Source organism: Terrabacter sp. 2YAF2 (genome assembly GCF_052114705.1).
Lineage (GTDB): Bacteria > Actinomycetota > Actinomycetes > Actinomycetales > Dermatophilaceae > Terrabacter.
The window spans coordinates 50,733-67,920 of the sequence record NZ_JBFRFG010000025.1; the positions used below are offsets into that span (position 1 = coordinate 50,733).

Below are 17,188 nucleotides of genomic sequence, written 5' to 3' on the forward strand. Positions count from 1 at the left end.
ACCCTATCGGCGCGGCCGACGGTCGGGCGTCCGGCCGCGCCGGAACAGCTCGCGCAGGCGGACGCGGTGCCCGGTGACGAGGAGGGCCCGGCGGTAGACCGTCGAGGCGAGCCAGACGCACCCGAGCCCGGTGAGGGCCGTGAGGCCGAGGCCCAGCAGCAGCTGGTAGACCGGCACCTCACCGGAGGCCCACCGGATCGGCATCGTCAGCGGTGCGGTCAGGGGGAACAGCGACACGGCGACGCTCAGCGTCGATCCCGGATTGCCCATGACGACGGTGACCCCGAGCAGATAGCCCGCGATGATGAGCGCGGTCACCGGCAGGACTGCGGTCCCTGCCTCGGTCACCTTGTCCACGAGCGCCCCTCCGGCGGCGTAGAGGAAGGCGAAGAGCATGAAGCCGAGGATGAACCACGTGATCGCGAGAGCCAGGTCGGGAGCGGCCATCGCCGGCAGCCAGGTGGACCCGGTCATCGATGCGCCGACGAGCAGCGGCACGGACAGGACGAGCAGCTGGATCGTCGCGACGGTCGCGACCGCGAGGACCGTGCCGACGAGGATCTGACTGGGGCGAAGGACGGCCAGCAGGACCTCCGAGATGCGGCTCGCCTTCTCCGTCGCGACCGTCGTCGAGATGATCTGACCGCTGAAGAGCAGCGCCAGGTAGAGCACGAGGCCCACCGCGAAGCCCACGCCGGCGCGGCCCGTGTCCTGCACGGGCGCGACGAACACCTGCTCGGGAGGGTGCACGGAGTCGAGCTGCGCCACCTGCCCGGCGGTCAGGCCGAAGCTGGTCAGCAGGCGGCGTGTCTCGATCCGGACCAGCGACTGCGCGACGACGCCGGGGAACGCGCCGGCCGTTCGCTCGGCGACGTACATCCGGTCCCCGGCGAGGCCGACCGTCGCCTCACCGTGCTGGACCGCGGACCTGACCCCGGCGTCGTCGGTCCGCACGACGTACGTCGTCCGGACGCCGGTGGCCTTGGCCGCCGCGTCCAGGGACGTGATGAGCGCGGCGGGCGCCGGACCGACCGTCGCCAGGGTGTAGGTCGTCGGTCCAGCGGTGACGAGCTTGGGCACGACCACGGCGCCGATGGACAGCAGCAGCATCAGGGCCGTCACGATCTTGAAGGTCCTCGAGCGCAGCTGCTCCCGCAGGCCGCGGCCGAGGACGAGTGCCATCCCGTGCAGCCAGCTCATCTCGGTCTCCCCTCGAGCGCGGCCGCGGCCGCCGACGCGTCCGGCGCGTCGGCCGGACCCACCGACTCCAGGAACAGCTGGGAGAGCGAGGGCAGGTCGAGCCCGAAGTCGTCCACGCGTCCGGCGGCTCGCGCGCCGTCGAGCACGCTCAGCGGGTCGGTGCCCCGGGGGATCGCGATCCGCACCTCGTCGGCCTCCTCGCTCACGACGGTGGCGCCAGGGAACCGGGCCAGCCACCGCCGGTCAGGTGCGTGGACGTTGAGTCGCAGCTGCACGCCGGTCGACGCGGCCCGGAGGCTCACGAGCGGGCCACGTAGGACGATCCGCCCCTCGTTGACCATGAGGATGTCCTCGCACAGGTTCTGCACCAGGTCCAGCTGGTGGCTGGAGAAGAGGACGGTGCAGCCGGACCGGGCTCGCTCACGCAGGCTCTGGGACAGCTCGGCCACCGCCACCGGGTCCAGTCCCGCGAACGGTTCGTCGAGCACGATCACCTCCGGCTCGTGGACGAGGGCCGTGGCGAGCTGGAGCCGCTGCTGCAGACCGCCCGAGAGCTTGTCCGTGCGCTGGTCCCAGCGTTCTGCCATCCCGAGCTCGGCGAGCAGGCGGCGGGCCCGCGCGACCGCCTCCGCGCGGGAGAGCCCGTGCAGCCGGCCGAAATAGACGACCTGGTCGCCGACCTGCATCCCCGGGTACAGGCCACGCTCCTGCGGCATGTAGCCCCAGTGCTGTCTGGCCACGCTGTCGACCGCGACCCCGTGGAGACGCACCTCGCCCCGATCCGGGGTGAGCACGCCGAGCAGGATCCGCATCAGCGTGGTCTTACCGGCCCCGTTCGGTCCGAGCAGCCCCGTGAGGACGCCGGGGGCGATCTCGAAGCTGACGCCGTCGAGCGCCACGCGGTCGCCGTAGGAGTACGCGACGTCGCGGACCTCCATGGCCATGCATCCACGCTAGCGCCGCGAGGGCCCGGCCGTGACGGCCTGCGGGAAACGGGTCCGTCGGTGCCGAACTCCGCGGCGCGCGGTCGAGCTCGTCGCTCAGCCAGCGACCGCCGAGGCGAGGTTGCCGAGGCTGTCCTCGAGCTGGTTCTTCTCGACGAGCGGGAAGCTGACCTTCTGGAGGATCTCCTTGTCCGTGACGTGACTCCAGTCGTACGTCAGGGACACGAGAGTCGAGTTCGGGCCCTCGGGCGTCAGCTCCCACATCCATTCCCAGCCTGGCGGCGGGGTGTCGGCCGGGGCGGTCTTCCAGGCGAGCAGGGCGTTGTGCGAGTAGCCCGAGACGGTGTTGTCTGTCTGGTACTCGCCGCCCATGTGGTCGCCGGCCATGTTCATCCGGAAGACGTCGCCGACCTGCTTGATCCGTTCGGCCTTCTCGTCGGAACGCACGAACCCGGAGCCGTCGAGCTCGACGTGCCGCTTCGGGTTGCTGAGCACGTCGAAGATGTCGGCGGCCGAGGCGTCGATGTTCCGCTGGACGGTGATCTTTTGCGAATCGGTCATGCCGGGTCCCTACCCGCTGGGACCCGGCGCCTCTCGCTCAGTCGGTGCCGAACTCCATGGCGGCGCGGTCGAGCGCGTCGTCCTGCTCGTCGACGCCCACCGCGGCGGGGTTCGCCGAGATGGCAGCCGCGCCGCCGGGCGTGAGCTCGCCCACGAGCTCGTGGGCGTCGGGGCCGAGGAGGCCCTGGGCGGCATACAGCTCGAGCTTGGCGCGCGAGTCGGCGATGTCGAGGTTGCGCATCGTCAGCTGCCCGATCCGGTCGACGGGGCCGAACGCGGCGTCCTCGGTGCGCTCCATGGAGAGCTTCTCGGGGTGGTAGCTGAAGGCGGGACCGGCCGTGTTGACGATCGACCAGTCGTCCCCGCGCCGCAGCCGGATCGTGACCTCGCCGGTCACGGCCGAGGCGATCCAGCGCTGGAGCGACTCACGCACCATGAGCGACTGCGGGTCGAGCCAGCGACCTTCGTAGAGAAGGCGGCCCAGCTTGCGGCCCTCGGCGTGGTAGTTGGCGATCGTGTCCTCGTTGTGGATCGCGTTGAGCAGACGCTCGTAGGTGATGTGGAGCAGCGCCATTGCCGGGGCCTCGTAGATGCCGCGCGACTTCGCCTCGATGATGCGGTTCTCGATCTGGTCGCTCATGCCGAGCCCATGACGGCCACCGATGCGGTTGGCGGCGTCGACGAGAGCGACGGCGTCGGCATACTCCTCGCCGTTGATGGCGACGGGGCGCCCACGCTCCCAGCGCACCGTGACGTCCTCGGTCTCGATCGCGACCGAGGGGTCCCAGAACTTGACGCCCATGATCGGCTCGACGACCTCCATGGACTCGCTGAGGAACTCGAGGGTCTTCGCCTCGTGCGTGGCGCCCCAGATGTTCGCGTCGGTGGAGTAGGCCTTCTCGGCGGATGCCCGGTAGGGCAGGTCGCGGGCGGTCAGCCACTCCGACATCTCGTGGCGGCCGCCGAGCTCGGTGACGAAGTCGGCGTCGAGCCACGGCTTGTAGATGCGCAGCTGCGGGTTGGCCAGCAGGCCGTAGCGGTAGAACCGCTCGATGTCGTTGCCCTTGAAGGTGGAGCCGTCGCCCCAGATCGAGACGCCGTCCTCCTGCATGGCGCGCACGAGCAGCGTGCCGGTGACGACGCGGCCGAGCGGCGTGGTGTTGAAGTACGTCTTGCCGCCGCTGCGGATGTGGAAGGCGCCACACGCGATGGCCGAGAGGCCCTCCTCGACGAGCGCCGTCTTGCAGTCGACGAGGCGGCTGATGTCCGCGCCGTACTGGCCGGCCCGGCCGGGGACCGAGTCGATGTCGGGCTCGTCGTACTGCCCGAGGTCGGCCGTGTAGGTGCACGGCACGGCGCCCTTCTCGCGCATCCAGGCAACAGCAACAGAGGTGTCGAGACCGCCGGAGAAGGCGATGCCGACACGCTCACCGACAGGGAGCGACGTGAGGACCTTGGACATGGATGTAAGTATATGCACAGCCGCGCATACCTATCCAATCGTGTATGCCGTGCCCCTCCTACCGATCGAAAGAGCAATCCGTCCGCACCAGGTCGTGCGCAGACGCGCACCCGGGCGGACGGATTGCTCTCTCGATCATCGGGGGTGGCGGGCGGTCAGCTCTCACCGCCCGCGTTGCCGGACGTGCCGGCCGTGACGTCGTCGAGCTGGTACTTCTCGGCCGCACGACGCGGGACGTCGGCGTCGACCTTGCCCTCCTTGGCGAGCAGCTGCAGCGTCCGCACCGCGACCGAGGGGCCGTCGATGTGGAAGAAGCGGCGCGCCGCGGGCCGGGTGTCGGAGAAGCCGAAACCGTCGGCGCCGAGCGTGGCGTACGTGCCCGGCACCCACTCGCGGATCTGGTCCTGGACCGCGCGCATGTAGTCGGAGACCGCGACGACCGGGCCCTCCGTGCCCTCGAGGCACTGCGTGACCCACGGCTTGATCGGCGGGCCGTCGGGGGAGAGGAACTCCTGCTCGTCGGCGGCCAGGCCGTCACGACGCAGCTCGTTCCACGAGGTCACCGACCACACGTCGGCGGCCACGCCCCAGTCGTCGGCGAGCAGCTGCTGCGCCTCGAGCGCCCACGGCACCCCGACACCGGAACCGAGGATCTGCGCCCGCGGGGCCTCGTGCGTCCAGCCCTCGGTGTCGGCCGGCGAGATCCGGTGCATGCCGCGCAGGATGCCCTCGACGTCGACGTCGTCGGGCTCCTTGGGCTGCTGGATCGGCTCGTTGTAGACGGTGAGGTAGTAGATGACGTTCGACTCCTCGGGCGTCTTGCCCTCGCCGTACATCCGCTTGAGGCCGTCCTGCACGATGTGCGCGATCTCGTAGCCGTACGCCGGGTCGTAGTGCACGACGGCGGGGTTGGTCGCGGCCAGCAGCGGGCTGTGTCCGTCGGCGTGCTGCAGGCCCTCGCCCGTCAGCGTCGTGCGACCTGCCGTGGCGCCGATGAGGAAACCACGCGTCATCTGGTCGGCAGCGGCCCAGATCGAGTCGCCGGTGCGCTGGAAGCCGAACATCGAGTAGAAGACGTAGATCGGGATCATCGGCTTGCCGTGCGTCGCGTACGACGTGCCCGCCGCCGTGAACGCCGCGAGCGAGCCGGCCTCGTTGATGCCGAGGTGGAGGATCTGGCCGCTGACGTTCTCTCGGTAGGCGAGCATCAGCTCGGCGTCGACCGGCGTGTAGTTCTGCCCGTTGGGGTTGTAGATCTTGATCGTCGGGAAGAACGCGTCCATGCCGAACGTGCGCGCCTCGTCGGGGATGATCGGCACGATGCGAGGGCCGAACTCCTTGTCGCGCAGCAGGTCCTTGAGCAGACGGACGAACGCCATCGTCGTGGCGACCTCCTGCTTGCCCGAGCCCTTCTTGACCTGGGTGTACGCCTCGTCGCCGGGCAGCTTGACCGGCTCGAAGTCGACGCGGCGGCTCGGCAGCGTGCCGCCGAGCTTCTGGCGGCGGTCGACGGAGTACTTGATGACCTCGCTGTCGGCACCCGGGTGGTAGTAGGGCGGCTGGTAGGGGTTGGCCTCGAGCTGCTCGTCGGTGATCGGGATGCGCAGGCTGTCGCGGAAGGCCTTGAGGTCATCCAGCGTCATCTTCTTCATCTGGTGCGTGGCGTTGCGGCCCGCGAAGTGCGAGCCGAGGCTGTAGCCCTTGATGGTCTTGGCGAGGATGACGGTGGGCTGGCCGGTGTGCTCACGCGCCGCCTTGTAGGCCGCGTAGACCTTGCGGTAGTCGTGGCCGCCGCGCTTGAGGTCCCACCAGACCTGGTCGTCGGTCCAGTTCTCGACCATCTTTGCGGTGCGCGGGTCGCGCCCGAAGAAGTGGTCGCGGACGTACTTGCCGTCGTTGGCGCGGAAGGTCTGGTAGTCGCCGTCGCTCGTGGTGTTCATGACGTGCACGAGCGCACCGTCGCGGTCGGCCGCCAGCAGCGGGTCCCAGCCACGACCCCAGACGACCTTGATGACGTTCCAGCCGGCGCCGCGGAAGAACGCCTCGAGCTCCTGGATGATCTTGCCGTTGCCGCGCACCGGGCCGTCGAGCCGCTGCAGGTTGCAGTTGATGACGAAGTTGAGGTTGTCGAGCTCCTCGTTGGCCGCGAGCTGGAGCAGGCCACGCGACTCGGGCTCGTCCATCTCGCCGTCGCCGAGGAACGCCCAGACGTCCTGCTGGCTCGTGTCCTTGATGCCGCGGTTGTGGAGGTACTTGTTGAACTGCGCCTGGTAGATCGCGTTCATCGGGCCGATGCCCATCGACACCGTCGGGAACTCCCAGTAGTTGGGGAGCAGCCGCGGGTGCGGGTAGGACGGGACGGCCTCGACCTTGCCGTCGACGCGGTGGCTCTTCTCCTGGCGGAAGCCGTCGAGCTGCGCCTCGGTCAGGTGGCCCTCGAGGAAGCTGCGGGCGTACATGCCGGGGGAGGCGTGGCCCTGGAAGTAGACCTGGTCGCCGCCGCCGGGGTGGTCCTTGCCGCGGAAGAAGTGGTTCATGCCCACCTCGTAGAGCGTCGCGGCCGACGCGTACGTGGAGATGTGGCCGCCGACACCGATGCCGGGCCGCTGGGCGCGGTGCACCATGACCGCCGCGTTCCAGCGGATGTAGCGGCGCATCTCGCGCTCGACGTCCTCGTCGCCGGGGAACCACGGCTCGCGCTCGGGCGGGATCGTGTTGATGTAGTCGGTCGCCGTCAGGGACGGGACGCCGACCTGCTGCTGGCGCGCGCGCTCGATGAGCTTGAGCATGATGTAGCGCGCCCGCGTCCGGCCCTGCTCGTCGAGGACGGCATCGAGGGAGTCGATCCACTCCTGCGTCTCGTCCGGGTCGATGTCCGGGAGCTGACTGGGGATGCCGTTGAGGATCGGTCCGGCCTCGGATGCCACGTCGTGGGTCCTTTCTCGTCGCGAGGCGGCGCCCGCGGCCGGTCGGCCACGGCGCTGCGCCCTCCCATCCTCTACCCAACCGTGGGGACCGTCACAACCGGGTCCGTCTGCTGGGGAGCGGTGGTATGCCGTCCGCTCCCTGGGCGCGTCGGGCGCGGCGTGGGCGTTGTCCCCGACGGAGGCCGCCTTGCGCGATAGCGTCGGACCCGGTGCACTGATGTCGTGGCACCTACGCCAAGACACGGACGACCACGATCGAGAGGACCGGTGACAGTGAGCGAGACCGCGGGAGCGGCGTCCTTCAGCAAGCTCGGATTTGCCAAGGGGCAGGTCATCCAGGAGTTCGGCTATGACGACGACGTCGACAACGACCTGCGGTTCGGGCTCGAGGACGTCATCGGGACCGAGCTCGAGGACGAGGACTTCAACGACGGGGCGGACGGGGTGCTGCTCTGGTACCGCGACGGGGACGACGACCTCGTCGACCTCATGGTCGACGGGCTGACGAAGCTCTTCGACCAGGGCTTCATCGTGCTGCTGACGCCCAAGGCCGGACGCTCCGGCCACGTCGATGCCAGTGTCGTCGAGGAGGCCGCCTCGACGGCGGGCCTGACGACCGGCGGCCAGGTCAACGTCGCAACCGAGTGGGCGGCGACGCGCCTCATGCCGCCCAAGGGGCCGCGCCGCTGACCGACGCCCCTGCGCCGGGCCGGCCGTTCGCGTGCCTGTGCGTGCGTTCGCCCGCACCGCTGTCGAGGGTGGCGCGCGCACCGAGGTCGTGGTGCCACACTTGCCGCCATGACGAACGCGCACCCGGCCGAGTCGCCGGTCCAGGTGTCCGCCCCGCTGGGGGTCGGCGACCTGGCCCCCGACTTCACCCTCGTGGACCAGTACGGCGTCGACGTCAGCCTGTCGGCGGTGCGTGGCCTCAAGAACGCCGTCGTCGTCTTCTACCCGGCCGCGTTCTCCGGGATCTGCAGGGGGGAGCTGCGCGAGATCCGCGACGGGCTCGAGGACTTCCAGGACGGTGACATCCAGGTCTTCACGATCTCGTGCGACTCGATGTACACGCTGCGCGCGTGGGCCGACGCCGAGGGGCACTTCTTCCCGCTGTTGTCGGACTTCTGGCCGCACGGCGAGGTGGCGAGGCGCTACGGCGTGCTTGACGACGAGGACGGCTTCGCGCTCCGCGGGACCTTCCTCATCGACCGTTCAGGCCGCATCGTGTGGACCGAGGTGCGCGGCATCGGTCAGGGCCGCGACTTCAGGGCCTACCGCGAGGCGCTGGCGACGCTCCGCGCGAGCCAGCCTGATGCCGTAGGCTGACCGCCGCCTGCCGGTGACACCGACCGGCGCCCCAGGGCCTGTAGCTCAGTTGGTAGAGCACCGCGTTTACACCGCGGGTGTCGTCGGTTCGAGCCCGGCCGGGCCCACGTGGACGATCCTGCTCCCGACCTCAGCCTCCGTGACGCCGTTGCGGCGCTGGAGTCGCTCTACCCCCTCCAGAGCGCGGCGGAGTGGGACCGTGTCGGCCTCGTGACGGGCGACCTCGACCAGCCCGTACGCCGCATCCTCTTCGCCCTCGACCCGACGCTGGACGTCATCGACGAGGCGCGCACGTGGGGAGCCGACCTGCTCGTCACGCACCATCCGCTGCTGCTGCGCGGTGTCCACTCGGTGGCGACCACGTCGGCCAAGGGCGCGTCGGTGACCGCGCTGGTGCGGGCCCAGATCGCGCTGTGGGTCGGGCACACGAACGCCGACGTCGCCGACCCCGGCGTCTCGACGGTGCTGGCCGACGCCCTCGGCCTCGCCGACCAGCGCCCCCTGTCCCGCGAGGGGGAGAACGCCATCGGCCGGGTCGGGGTGCTCGCCGCGCCCGTCAGCCTGGCGGACTTCGCCGACGTCGTGGCCACGGCCCTGCCGGCGACGGCCGGCGGCATACGGGTCAGTGGCGACCCGGGTGCCGAGGTGCGCACGGTCGCGGTCATGGGCGGTTCGGGTGACGACCGGTTCGACGACGTGCGTGCCAGCGGCGCCGACGTCTTCGTCACCGCCGACCTCCGTCACCACCCGGTCCTCGAGGCTCGCGAGGAGGCGCGGGGCGGCCGGCCGTTCCTCGTCGACGCGGGCCACTGGGCCACCGAGTCGCTGTGGCTGGCGAGCGCCCGCGAGCGGCTGCTGTCGGCGCTGGACCACGTCCCCGGAGCCACTAGGGTCGAGACCAGAGTCTCAACCATCCGCACCGAGCCGTGGACGTTCGTCGTCGGTGCGAACGCCGCGCGGGCCGACCGCGCGGCTCCCGATCCCGGAGGTGTGTCCTGAAAGCCGACCCGTCCCGCCAGTGGCGCCTGCTCGACCTGCAGGCCATCGACTCGCGTCTGGACCAGATCACGCACGCCAAGGCCACGCTGCCCCAGACGCCTGCCGTCGAGGCGGCCCGGCGCGAGCTCGGTGCGCTCGAGACGGACATCGTCAACGCCCGCACGGCGGCCGGTGACGTCCAGCGTGAGCTGACGAAGTCGGACCAGGACGTCCAGCTCGTCCGCGACCGTGCCGCCCGCAACCAGTCGCGGCTCGACGCGGGCCAGGGCAGCGCCAAGGACCTCCAGGCCCTCCAGCACGAGTTGGCGTCCCTCGCCCGGCGCCAGGCCGAGCTCGAGGAGGTCGAGCTCGAGGTCATGGAGCGGTCCGAGGCGCTGACCGCGCGCGTCACCGAGCTCGAGGCGCGACGGGCCGAGCTGGTCGCGCGCGTCGCGGACCTCGAGGCAGAGCGCGACGCCGCCGTCACGAAGCTCGACGCCGAGGCTGAGGAGGTCGCCTCCGGACGAGCGAACATCGTCGCCGGCGTCGGCGAGGAGCTCATCGCGCTGTACGAGAAGATCCGTGCCAGCAGCGGCGGCCTGGCCGCAGCCGAGCTGCGCCACCGCCGGTGCGGCGGCTGCCGGCTCGAGCTCGGCAACGTCGACCTCTCCCGCATCCGCAACGCCCCCGAGGACGAGGTCGTCCGGTGTGAGGAGTGCCGCCGCATCATGATCCGTACGGGCGAGTCCGGTCTGTGAGCGGTTGGTGAAGGCGGCGTCCCACGGATCGGGCCGCCGGCTCGTCATCGAGGCCGACGGCGGGTCCCGGGGCAACCCGGGTGTCGCCGGCTACGGCGCCCTCGTCCGGGACCCCTCGACCGGCCGCGTCCTCGTCGAGCTCGCCGAGCCCCTGGGCAAGGCCAGCAACAACGTGGCGGAGTACTCCGGCCTGCTGGCCGGGCTGCGCGCCGTGCTCGACCTCGACCCCGGTGCCACGGTGCGCGTCAAGATGGACTCCAAGCTCGTCGTCGAGCAGATGTCGGGCCGGTGGAAGATCAAGCACGAGGACATGCGCCGCCTCGCGCTCGAGGCACGCGACCTGTGCGCGGAGATCTCCGACGCCGGCGGCAGCGTCGACTTCGAGTGGATCCCGCGCGAGAAGAACAAGGACGCCGACGCGCTGAGCAACGACGCCATGGACGGCAAGAGCGTCCACCGGGTCCTGACGGACGAGAAGGCAGCCGTCCCGGGCTCGGAGGTCGAGTCGGACTCGACTGCCCCAGCAGCCGATTCGGGGGCGACCTCGCCACGGGCGAGTGTGCGCCCGCTGCGGCTGCTCCTCGTGCAGGCTCCGCTCGACAGCCACGCCACGCCACGCATCGTCGCCGCGGTGCGACGTCTCGTCGACTCGGCGAGCGTCGTCGGCGCCGACGACGCCGCGACCGCGCGAGTCGCGAAGGACCTCGCCGTCGCCCTCGACGCGGACGTCACGACGTCCGCGTCCTGGTCCGGCCAGGCACCGGGCGAGGGGCCCGACGTGACGGTGCAGGCGGCATACCACTCGCTCGCCTCACGGGGAGGCACCGTCGTCGCGGTGACGAGCCGCAGGGGAGTGCTCTCGGTGCTCAGCGACGTGCTCGGCACCCCGGTCGAGCGCTTCTGGGCGCTGGCCACGGCGCACGGCAGCCTCACCGCGGTCGAGGTCTGGGAGGACGGGTCGGCGTCGGTGGCTTTCACCAATCGGACGGACCATCTCGCCTGACGGACGCTGTGCGATATTCGGGCCATGAGCTATGCCGGTGACGTGACCCCCGAGCAGGCCTGGACGGTCCTGCGCGACGAGCCCGGTGCGGTGCTCGTCGACGTGCGCACGAGGGCGGAGTGGTCCTACGTCGGGCTGCCCGACCTCAGCGCAGCCGGCAAGGACGTCGTTCTCGTCGAGTGGCAGACCTATCCCGACGGCGCCGTCAACGCGCGCTTCACGGCGGAGCTCGAGGCCGCGGGCGTCGCCAAGGACGCACCCGTCTACTTCCTGTGCCGCTCCGGTGTGCGCTCCGTGGCTGCGGCCGAGGCCGCGACCCGCCATGGGTGGGCCCGGTCGCACAACGTCCTCGACGGTTTCGAGGGGCCGCACGACGAGCAGCGCCACCGGTCGGTGTCGGGCTGGAAGGTCGCGGGTCTGCCGTGGGTCCAGGGATGAGCGGCGCGACCCAGGGCTGGCGTCCCGACACCCTCGCGGTACGAGCAGGACTGTCCCGCAGCGGGTTCGAGGAGACCAGCGAGGCGATCTACCTGACGTCGGGGTTCGTCTACGAGACGGCCGAGGACGCCGAGGCGGCCTTCAAGGGTGACGTCGACCGGTTCGTCTACTCGCGCTACGGCAACCCCACCGTCACGATGTTCGAGGAGCGGCTGCGCCAGATCGAGGGCGCCGAGGCATGCTTCGCCACCGGGTCCGGCATGTCCGCGGTCTTCGTGGCGCTGGCTGCCCTGCTCGGTCAGGGCGACCGCGTCGTCTCGTCGCGGGCGCTCTTCGGCTCGTGCTTCGTCATCCTCGACGAGATCCTGCCCCGGTGGGGGGTCGAGACCGTCTTCGTCGACGGCGCCGACCTCGACCAGTGGCGCGAGGCGCTCTCGGAGCCGACGACCGCCGTCTTCTTCGAGACGCCGAGCAACCCGATGCAGGAGCTCGTCGACATCGCGGCCGTGACCGAGCTGGCCCACGCCGCCGGTGCGAAGGTCGTCGTCGACAACGTCTTCGGCACGCCCGTCTTCTCCAAGCCGCTCGACCTCGGTGCCGACATCGTCGTCTACTCGGCGACGAAGCACATCGACGGTCAGGGCCGCACCCTCGGCGGCGCCGTGCTCGGCCCGAAGGAGTTCATCGACGGGCCGGTGCAGAACCTCATGCGCCACACCGGGCCGTCGATGTCGCCGTTCAACGCGTGGGTGCTCCTCAAGGGGCTCGAGACGCTGTCGCTGCGCGTCGAGCGGATGGCCGACAGCGCTCTCGAGGTGGCGCGGTTCCTCGAGTCGCACCCGAGGGTCACGCGCGTCGTGCACCCCTTCCTCGAGTCGCACCCGCAGCACGAGCTCGCCAAGCGCCAGATGAGTGCCGCCGGCACCGTCGTCACCTTCGAGCTCGACGGCGGCAAGGACGAGGCCTTCGCGCTGATGAACGCGCTGGACGTCATCGACATCTCCAACAACCTCGGCGACTCGAAGTCGCTCATCACGCACCCCGCGACGACGACGCACCGCCGTCTCGCTCCCGAGGCGCGGGCGGCGGTCGGCATCACCGACGGCGTGCTCCGGGTCTCCGTGGGCCTGGAGGACGTCCGCGACCTCATCGACGACCTCCGCCGCGCCCTCACCTGACCCAGCCGTACGCATACGACAGTGGGGCGTCGACAAGTGGGCACTCGATGGTCGAGTGCTCAGTTCCCGACGGATGGGGCGTAGCCAGTTGGGCCCTCGAGTGGCGGGGACGGGTGGGCAAGTGGGCACTCGATGGTCGAGTGTCCACTTCCCGACCGAGACGTCGGACGTCAGTGCGCGGCGAGCGTCAGGGTCGCGGCCACCACGACGGCCACCGCGCAGAGGACGCCGGTCCGCGCGATGCGACCGACGTCGACGGTCAGTCCCGCAGAGCGGCATCGCGAGGCCCACAGCAGCGTCGCGACCGAGCCCCACATCGTGATGATGGGCCCCGCGTTGACGCCGATGAGCAGGGCCGCAAGCCGCGTCGCCGAGTCGGTCACGGTCGGTTCGAGCGCGAGGTAGGCCGGGAGGTTGTTGATGCCGTTGGACGTCAGCATGCCGATGCCGCTGACGCGCAAGAGCGCGGCCCGCCCGGTGCCGTGCCCGACGATGTTTTGTAGCCATGCCTCGAGGCCGGCACGCAGGGCTGCATCGATGGCGACGAAGAGGACGCAGATGCCCAGGACGGTGAGCCACGGCATCCGGATCCGGCGCAGCAGCTCGGGGGCCCGCCAGTAGGTCGCCGCGACGAGGATGCCGGCGGCGGGCACGGATGCCAGCGCGGGCTGCACCCCGAGCACGAAGGCCGGAGCGAGCAGGGCGCACACCCCGGCCGCGATCTGCACGAGCACGAGGTCGTGCGGCTCGGCAGCCGGGGGAGTCTCGTAGGTGCCGCGCAGGTCGCGGCGATGCAGGTACCAGAGGACCGCGACGGTGAGGAGGATCGCGACGACGGCCGGCAGCGCCATCAGCTTGATGTATCCGAGGGTGCCGACGCCGAGTGCCGCGAACGGGTGCAGCGCCAGGAGGTTCGTCAGGTTCGAGACCGGAAGCAGCAGCGAGGCCGTGTTGGCCAGCCACAGCGTCGTCATCGCGAAGGGCAGCGGCGGAGCGCCGACCTGGCGCGCCACCGCGATGGCCACAGGCGTCAGCAGGACGGCCGTCGTGTCGAGGCTGAGGAGCACGGTGCATGCCACCGCGATGGCGACGAGGAGCAGCCACAGCAGGACGACCCGACCCCTCGCGGTGCGGGCAGCACGGTGTGCCAGGACGTCGAAGAGGCCCGACAGGTCGCAGATCTCGGCGACCAGGGTGATGGCGACGAGAAAGACGAGGATCGGCGCGACGCGTTCGACGAGGTTCGCGAGGTTCACGTCACGGCCTCGGGGTCGCGGCCAGCTGCCACGGACGTCCTGCCCGCGGCGGGGCCGTCAGCTCGACCTCGAAGCGCTCCGACAGCCTCTCGGCGAGGGCCTGGGGCGTGCGGGGCGCGTCGGCCTGCACGAGCTCTCGTGTCACGAGGCCACGCGTGTGCTTGGCCATGTGCGATGCGCCGGGGACCGTGACGTGCACCCAGCGCTCGGCGCGCTCGCGCGTGGGACGCCACACGGCGGCATACGTGCTCGACCGGCAGTCGACGACGAGCTCTCGCGGCTTGACGATCGCGTCCAGGGCGGCGGGCAGCTCCTTGCGCCACTCGTGGGTGAGCTGGCCCACGCCCGGAAGGGTGCTGCAGATGTTGACGCGGTAGGCCGGCACCCGGTCACCGAGGCGCAGCGCGCCGAAGAGGGCCGACACGACGACGATCCAGCGGTTGGCGCGGCGCTTCGAGGAGCCGTCGAGCGAGTCGACGTCGAGGGCCTGGTAGAGCACCCCGCTGTAGATGTGGGCTGCCGTTGCCGTCGGTGCGGTCTGCAGGCGGGTGTTGCCCTCGATGTCGGCGACGAGGTTGGGGCTGACGTCGAGGACGGACGCGGCATCCGGCTCGCCGCTCACCCGAGCCACGGTCTGCACGAGCGACTCGCGCAGGGGCGTCAGCTCCGGGAAGGAGAGGGTGCCGAGGTCGAGCGAGCGCCCCCTCCGCGGTGGCGTCTTTCCCTCGGACGGCGGGAGCAGGATGAGCACGGTCGTCAGCCTAGGGAAGGCCGACACCGATGTCGCATCCGTCCGCGTGTCGCGGCGGCCACTCCGACGATCGCACGATGCGTAGGGTGGCGCCATGGCCCAGCGACACATCGTCTTCCGCCCGGCGACGCAGCCCGGGGACGTGGCACAGCAGCTGACCGCGCGCTTCGAGGCGGTGCGCCGCGAGTTCGAGGTGCCTGACCGTTTCCCGCCCGCCGTCGTCGCCGAGGCGAGCTCGGCCGCCGAGGCCGCCACCCTGCCGGAGCGGGACGAGACGGACATCCCGTTCATCACCATCGACCCGCCGACCTCGATGGACCTCGACCAGGCCATGTCGATCGAGCGCCACGGCGAGGGGTACCGGGTGCGCTACGCCATCGCCGACGTGCCCGCCTTCGTCCGCGCCGGAGGTGCCATCGACACCGAGGCCCGCCGCCGTGGCCAGACCGTCTACTGCCCCGACGAGCGCATCCAGCTGCACCCTTCCGAGCTGAGCGAGGGCGCCGCCAGCCTGCTGCCCGACCAGGTGCGTCCGGCCTTCGTCTGGGACATCGCGCTCGCCGCCGACGGCGAGGGCACCGCGGTGGAGGTCCACCGGGCCATGGTGCGCAGCGTCCGTCGCTACGACTACGAGCAGGTGCAGAAGGAGGTCGACGCCGGGACCGCCGAGGAGTGCCTGATGCTGCTCAAGGAGGTCGGGGAGAAGCGCGTGATGCTCGAGCGCCGGCGCGGCGGCGCGACGCTGCCGATGCCCGAGCAGGAGGTCGAGGAGGACGAGAACGGCGACTTCCGCATCTCGTTCCGTCCACTGCTCTCCGCGGAGGACTGGAACGCCCAGATCTCCCTGCTGACCGGGATGGGCGCGGCGGACCTCATGCTCAGGGGCAAGGTCGGCATCCTGCGCACGATGCCGCCGCCGGACCCCCGTGACCTGGCGCGCTTCCGTCGCCAGGCGGCTGCGGCCGGCGTGGCGTGGCCCGAGGGACTGGCCTACGGCGAGTTCCTCCGGACGCTGGACCGCGCCGAGCCCCGCCACCTGGCCCTCATCCACGAGGCGACCTCGCTCTTCCGGGGCGCCGGCTACACCCCGTTCGACGGGACGGTGCCGGAGCAACCGCTGCACGCCGCGGTCGCCAACCCGTATGCGCACGTGACGGCCCCGCTGCGCCGGCTCGTCGACCGCTTCGGGCTCGTCGTGTGCGAGGCGCTCTCGGCCGGTCGTCCGGTGCCCGAGTGGGTCCGCGAGGCGCTGCCGACACTGCCCGAGATCATGTCGACGTCCGATCGCCGCACCAATGGCGTCGAGCGGGCGTGCACCGATGCCGTCGAGGCCGCCGAGCTGCATCCCCGCCTCGGCGACGAGCTCGAGGCGGTGGTCGTCGACGAGAACGAGAAGGGCGTCGTGGTCCAGCTCATCGAGCTGGCCGTCGTGGCGAAGGCGTCCGGCAGGGCTGCCGCTGGCGCCCGGGTGACCGTGCGCGTCGACGTCGCCGAGGTGTCGACGGGCACGATCGCGCTGACCGTCGTCTGATCAGGGAGCGGTCGGGGTGGGGCTGACGGGAGTGGCCCCACCGGGGGGTGTGGCCACCGTGCCCGCGCCGCTCGGTGTCGCGGGCGACGCGGGGCTCGACGCCCCCGTGGTGGTCGGCGTGGCGGCCTGGGGTGAGGCAGGGGCGGTCGCGGCGCCGGCTCCGGTGGTCGGCCCGCTGACAGGAGTCGTCGCCGACGGGCTCGGCGTCGAGCCGGCCGACCCGGTCGAGGTGGTGGCACGGCTGTCCCGCTGCACCTGCTCGGCCCGGGGGGCTGCGGGTGCGTCGACGACGGCCCCGGCCGAGGCGCGGCCACCGAGGGTCGTCCCCGTCACCTGGGCGCCGGTGGCGAGCTGCAGACCGGTGAGGAAGGCCGCCGCGACGGCGAAGACCGCAGCGGTCGTCGCGAGGACCCGGCGTGTCGTCGTGCGGTCGGCACGCCGCCACCAGCGCTCACGCACGACCTCCATCTGGAGGGTGTCGGCACCGCGACGGGAGCGTACGAGCACGACGGCGTCCTTGGCGCGGGCCATGGAGGTCGTGTAGACGTGGGCGGCGATGGCCGAGACGACGCTCAGGACGGCCGCGCCGGCGATGGTGCCGACGACGCCCAGGCGCGAGCCCAGGGCGGCCGCGGTCGCCGCAGCCATCGACCCCCCGAGCAGTTGGGTCAGGGAGAGGTCGAGGAGCTTGAACCCGGAGCGGGGGTGGGGCTGGGACTCCGCGGGGGCGGCGCCGCTGGGGCCGGTGGATCCGGTGGAGCTGGATGGTGCGTCGGTGAGGTCGGGGTCGTCGGTCAGCTGTTGCGTCATGTTCCTGAGGGGTCTGTTGCGGTCGTCGTCTCCCATGCACGACGAACGGGACGCCGTGATCGTTG

The 17,188-nt window shown here is 71.2% G+C and carries 16 protein-coding genes and 1 tRNA gene; 9 read left to right on the forward strand and 8 right to left on the reverse strand.

Annotated elements, in window-relative coordinates:
• Positions 1 to 3 precede the first annotated feature (3 nt).
• The 5 genes from AB4030_RS20035 to aceE all read right to left on the reverse strand — a co-directional run bounded on the left by AB4030_RS20035 (position 4) and on the right by aceE (position 7,094).
• Positions 4 to 1,200, reverse strand: a complete 1,197-nt coding sequence (locus AB4030_RS20035; protein WP_442280960.1) for an ABC transporter permease — start codon at positions 1,198 to 1,200, stop codon at positions 4 to 6.
• A complete protein-coding gene (locus AB4030_RS20040) occupies positions 1,197 to 2,144 on the reverse strand; it encodes an ABC transporter ATP-binding protein (protein WP_442280961.1) in 948 nt (315 codons plus the stop codon). Before AB4030_RS20040 ends, AB4030_RS20035 begins: the two co-directional genes overlap by 4 nt.
• A gap of 96 nt (positions 2,145 to 2,240) precedes the next feature.
• Complete coding sequence (locus AB4030_RS20045; protein ID WP_442280962.1) at positions 2,241 to 2,705, reverse strand: SRPBCC family protein; 465 nt, start codon at positions 2,703 to 2,705, stop codon at positions 2,241 to 2,243.
• A 37-nt stretch (positions 2,706 to 2,742) separates the two neighbouring features.
• The gene (gene argG / locus AB4030_RS20050) at positions 2,743 to 4,167 is read right to left on the reverse strand and encodes an argininosuccinate synthase (RefSeq protein ID WP_442280963.1); all 1,425 of its coding nucleotides are present in this window, start codon (positions 4,165 to 4,167) and stop codon (positions 2,743 to 2,745) included.
• Positions 4,168 to 4,322: 155 nt separating this feature from the next.
• The gene (gene aceE / locus AB4030_RS20055; protein WP_442280964.1) at positions 4,323 to 7,094 is read right to left on the reverse strand and encodes a pyruvate dehydrogenase (acetyl-transferring), homodimeric type; all 2,772 of its coding nucleotides are present in this window, start codon (positions 7,092 to 7,094) and stop codon (positions 4,323 to 4,325) included.
• 273 nt (positions 7,095 to 7,367) lie between these two features.
• On the opposite strand from aceE, the gene AB4030_RS20060 reads away from it, so the two are divergent.
• The 8 genes from AB4030_RS20060 (at position 7,368) to AB4030_RS20095 (ending at position 12,775) form a co-directional block, all read left to right on the forward strand.
• Positions 7,368 to 7,784 carry a DUF3052 domain-containing protein gene (locus tag AB4030_RS20060; protein WP_442280965.1) on the forward strand — a complete coding sequence of 139 codons (417 nt, stop codon included), beginning with the start codon at positions 7,368 to 7,370 and terminating at the stop codon, positions 7,782 to 7,784.
• 108 nt (positions 7,785 to 7,892) lie between these two features.
• Positions 7,893 to 8,420: a peroxiredoxin gene (locus AB4030_RS20065; RefSeq protein ID WP_442280966.1), complete on the forward strand. Its 528-nt coding sequence runs from the start codon at positions 7,893 to 7,895 to the stop codon at positions 8,418 to 8,420.
• Between the two features lie 34 nt (positions 8,421 to 8,454).
• Positions 8,455 to 8,527: transfer RNA gene (locus AB4030_RS20070), tRNA-Val, on the forward strand.
• 1 nt (position 8,528) lies between these two features.
• Positions 8,529 to 9,419: a Nif3-like dinuclear metal center hexameric protein gene (locus AB4030_RS20075; protein ID WP_442280967.1), complete on the forward strand. Its 891-nt coding sequence runs from the start codon at positions 8,529 to 8,531 to the stop codon at positions 9,417 to 9,419.
• Entirely contained in the window at positions 9,347 to 10,156 is an 810-nt protein-coding gene (locus AB4030_RS20080) for a zinc ribbon domain-containing protein (protein ID WP_442280968.1), read from the forward strand. The genes AB4030_RS20075 and AB4030_RS20080 overlap by 73 nt, the downstream gene beginning before the upstream one ends.
• Before the next feature lie 7 nt (positions 10,157 to 10,163).
• Positions 10,164 to 11,159 carry a reverse transcriptase-like protein gene (locus tag AB4030_RS20085; protein WP_442280969.1) on the forward strand — a complete coding sequence of 332 codons (996 nt, stop codon included), beginning with the start codon at positions 10,164 to 10,166 and terminating at the stop codon, positions 11,157 to 11,159.
• A 24-nt stretch (positions 11,160 to 11,183) separates the two neighbouring features.
• A complete protein-coding gene (locus tag AB4030_RS20090; RefSeq protein ID WP_442280970.1) occupies positions 11,184 to 11,597 on the forward strand; it encodes a rhodanese-like domain-containing protein in 414 nt (137 codons plus the stop codon).
• The gene (locus AB4030_RS20095) at positions 11,594 to 12,775 is read left to right on the forward strand and encodes an O-succinylhomoserine sulfhydrylase (protein ID WP_442280971.1); all 1,182 of its coding nucleotides are present in this window, start codon (positions 11,594 to 11,596) and stop codon (positions 12,773 to 12,775) included. Before AB4030_RS20090 ends, AB4030_RS20095 begins: the two co-directional genes overlap by 4 nt.
• Before the next feature lie 170 nt (positions 12,776 to 12,945).
• Here the strand turns inward: AB4030_RS20095 and AB4030_RS20100 are convergent, their stop codons facing one another.
• On the reverse strand, positions 12,946 to 14,031 hold the full coding sequence (locus AB4030_RS20100) for an SLC13 family permease (protein ID WP_442280972.1): 1,086 nt from the start codon (positions 14,029 to 14,031) through the stop codon (positions 12,946 to 12,948).
• A 1-nt stretch (position 14,032) separates the two neighbouring features.
• The gene (locus AB4030_RS20105; RefSeq protein ID WP_442280973.1) at positions 14,033 to 14,782 is read right to left on the reverse strand and encodes a YaaA family protein; all 750 of its coding nucleotides are present in this window, start codon (positions 14,780 to 14,782) and stop codon (positions 14,033 to 14,035) included.
• Between the two features lie 94 nt (positions 14,783 to 14,876).
• Between AB4030_RS20105 and AB4030_RS20110 the strand changes: the two genes are divergently transcribed.
• Positions 14,877 to 16,313, forward strand: coding sequence for an RNB domain-containing ribonuclease (locus AB4030_RS20110; RefSeq protein WP_442280974.1), 1,437 nt, complete (start codon positions 14,877 to 14,879; stop codon positions 16,311 to 16,313).
• Here AB4030_RS20110 and AB4030_RS20115 read toward each other — a convergent pair whose 3' ends face one another.
• The gene (locus tag AB4030_RS20115) at positions 16,314 to 17,123 is read right to left on the reverse strand and encodes a hypothetical protein (RefSeq protein WP_442280975.1); all 810 of its coding nucleotides are present in this window, start codon (positions 17,121 to 17,123) and stop codon (positions 16,314 to 16,316) included.
• Positions 17,124 to 17,188 lie beyond the last annotated feature (65 nt).

Excerpts from the sequence above, each read along its gene's own strand:
- AB4030_RS20115 (WP_442280975.1), bottom strand. The coding sequence starts at position 17,123 with ATGACGCAACAGCTGACCGACGACCCCGACCTCACCGACGCACCATCC.
- AB4030_RS20065 (WP_442280966.1), top strand. The coding sequence starts at position 7,893 with ATGACGAACGCGCACCCGGCCGAGTCGCCGGTCCAGGTGTCCGCCCCG.
- AB4030_RS20045 (WP_442280962.1), bottom strand. The coding sequence starts at position 2,705 with ATGACCGATTCGCAAAAGATCACCGTCCAGCGGAACATCGACGCCTCG.
- AB4030_RS20040 (WP_442280961.1), bottom strand. The coding sequence starts at position 2,144 with ATGGCCATGGAGGTCCGCGACGTCGCGTACTCCTACGGCGACCGCGTG.
- AB4030_RS20035 (WP_442280960.1), bottom strand. The coding sequence starts at position 1,200 with ATGAGCTGGCTGCACGGGATGGCACTCGTCCTCGGCCGCGGCCTGCGG.
- AB4030_RS20110 (WP_442280974.1), top strand. The coding sequence starts at position 14,877 with ATGGCCCAGCGACACATCGTCTTCCGCCCGGCGACGCAGCCCGGGGAC.
- argG (WP_442280963.1), bottom strand. The coding sequence starts at position 4,167 with ATGTCCAAGGTCCTCACGTCGCTCCCTGTCGGTGAGCGTGTCGGCATC.
- AB4030_RS20090 (WP_442280970.1), top strand. The coding sequence starts at position 11,184 with ATGAGCTATGCCGGTGACGTGACCCCCGAGCAGGCCTGGACGGTCCTG.
- AB4030_RS20095 (WP_442280971.1), top strand. The coding sequence starts at position 11,594 with ATGAGCGGCGCGACCCAGGGCTGGCGTCCCGACACCCTCGCGGTACGA.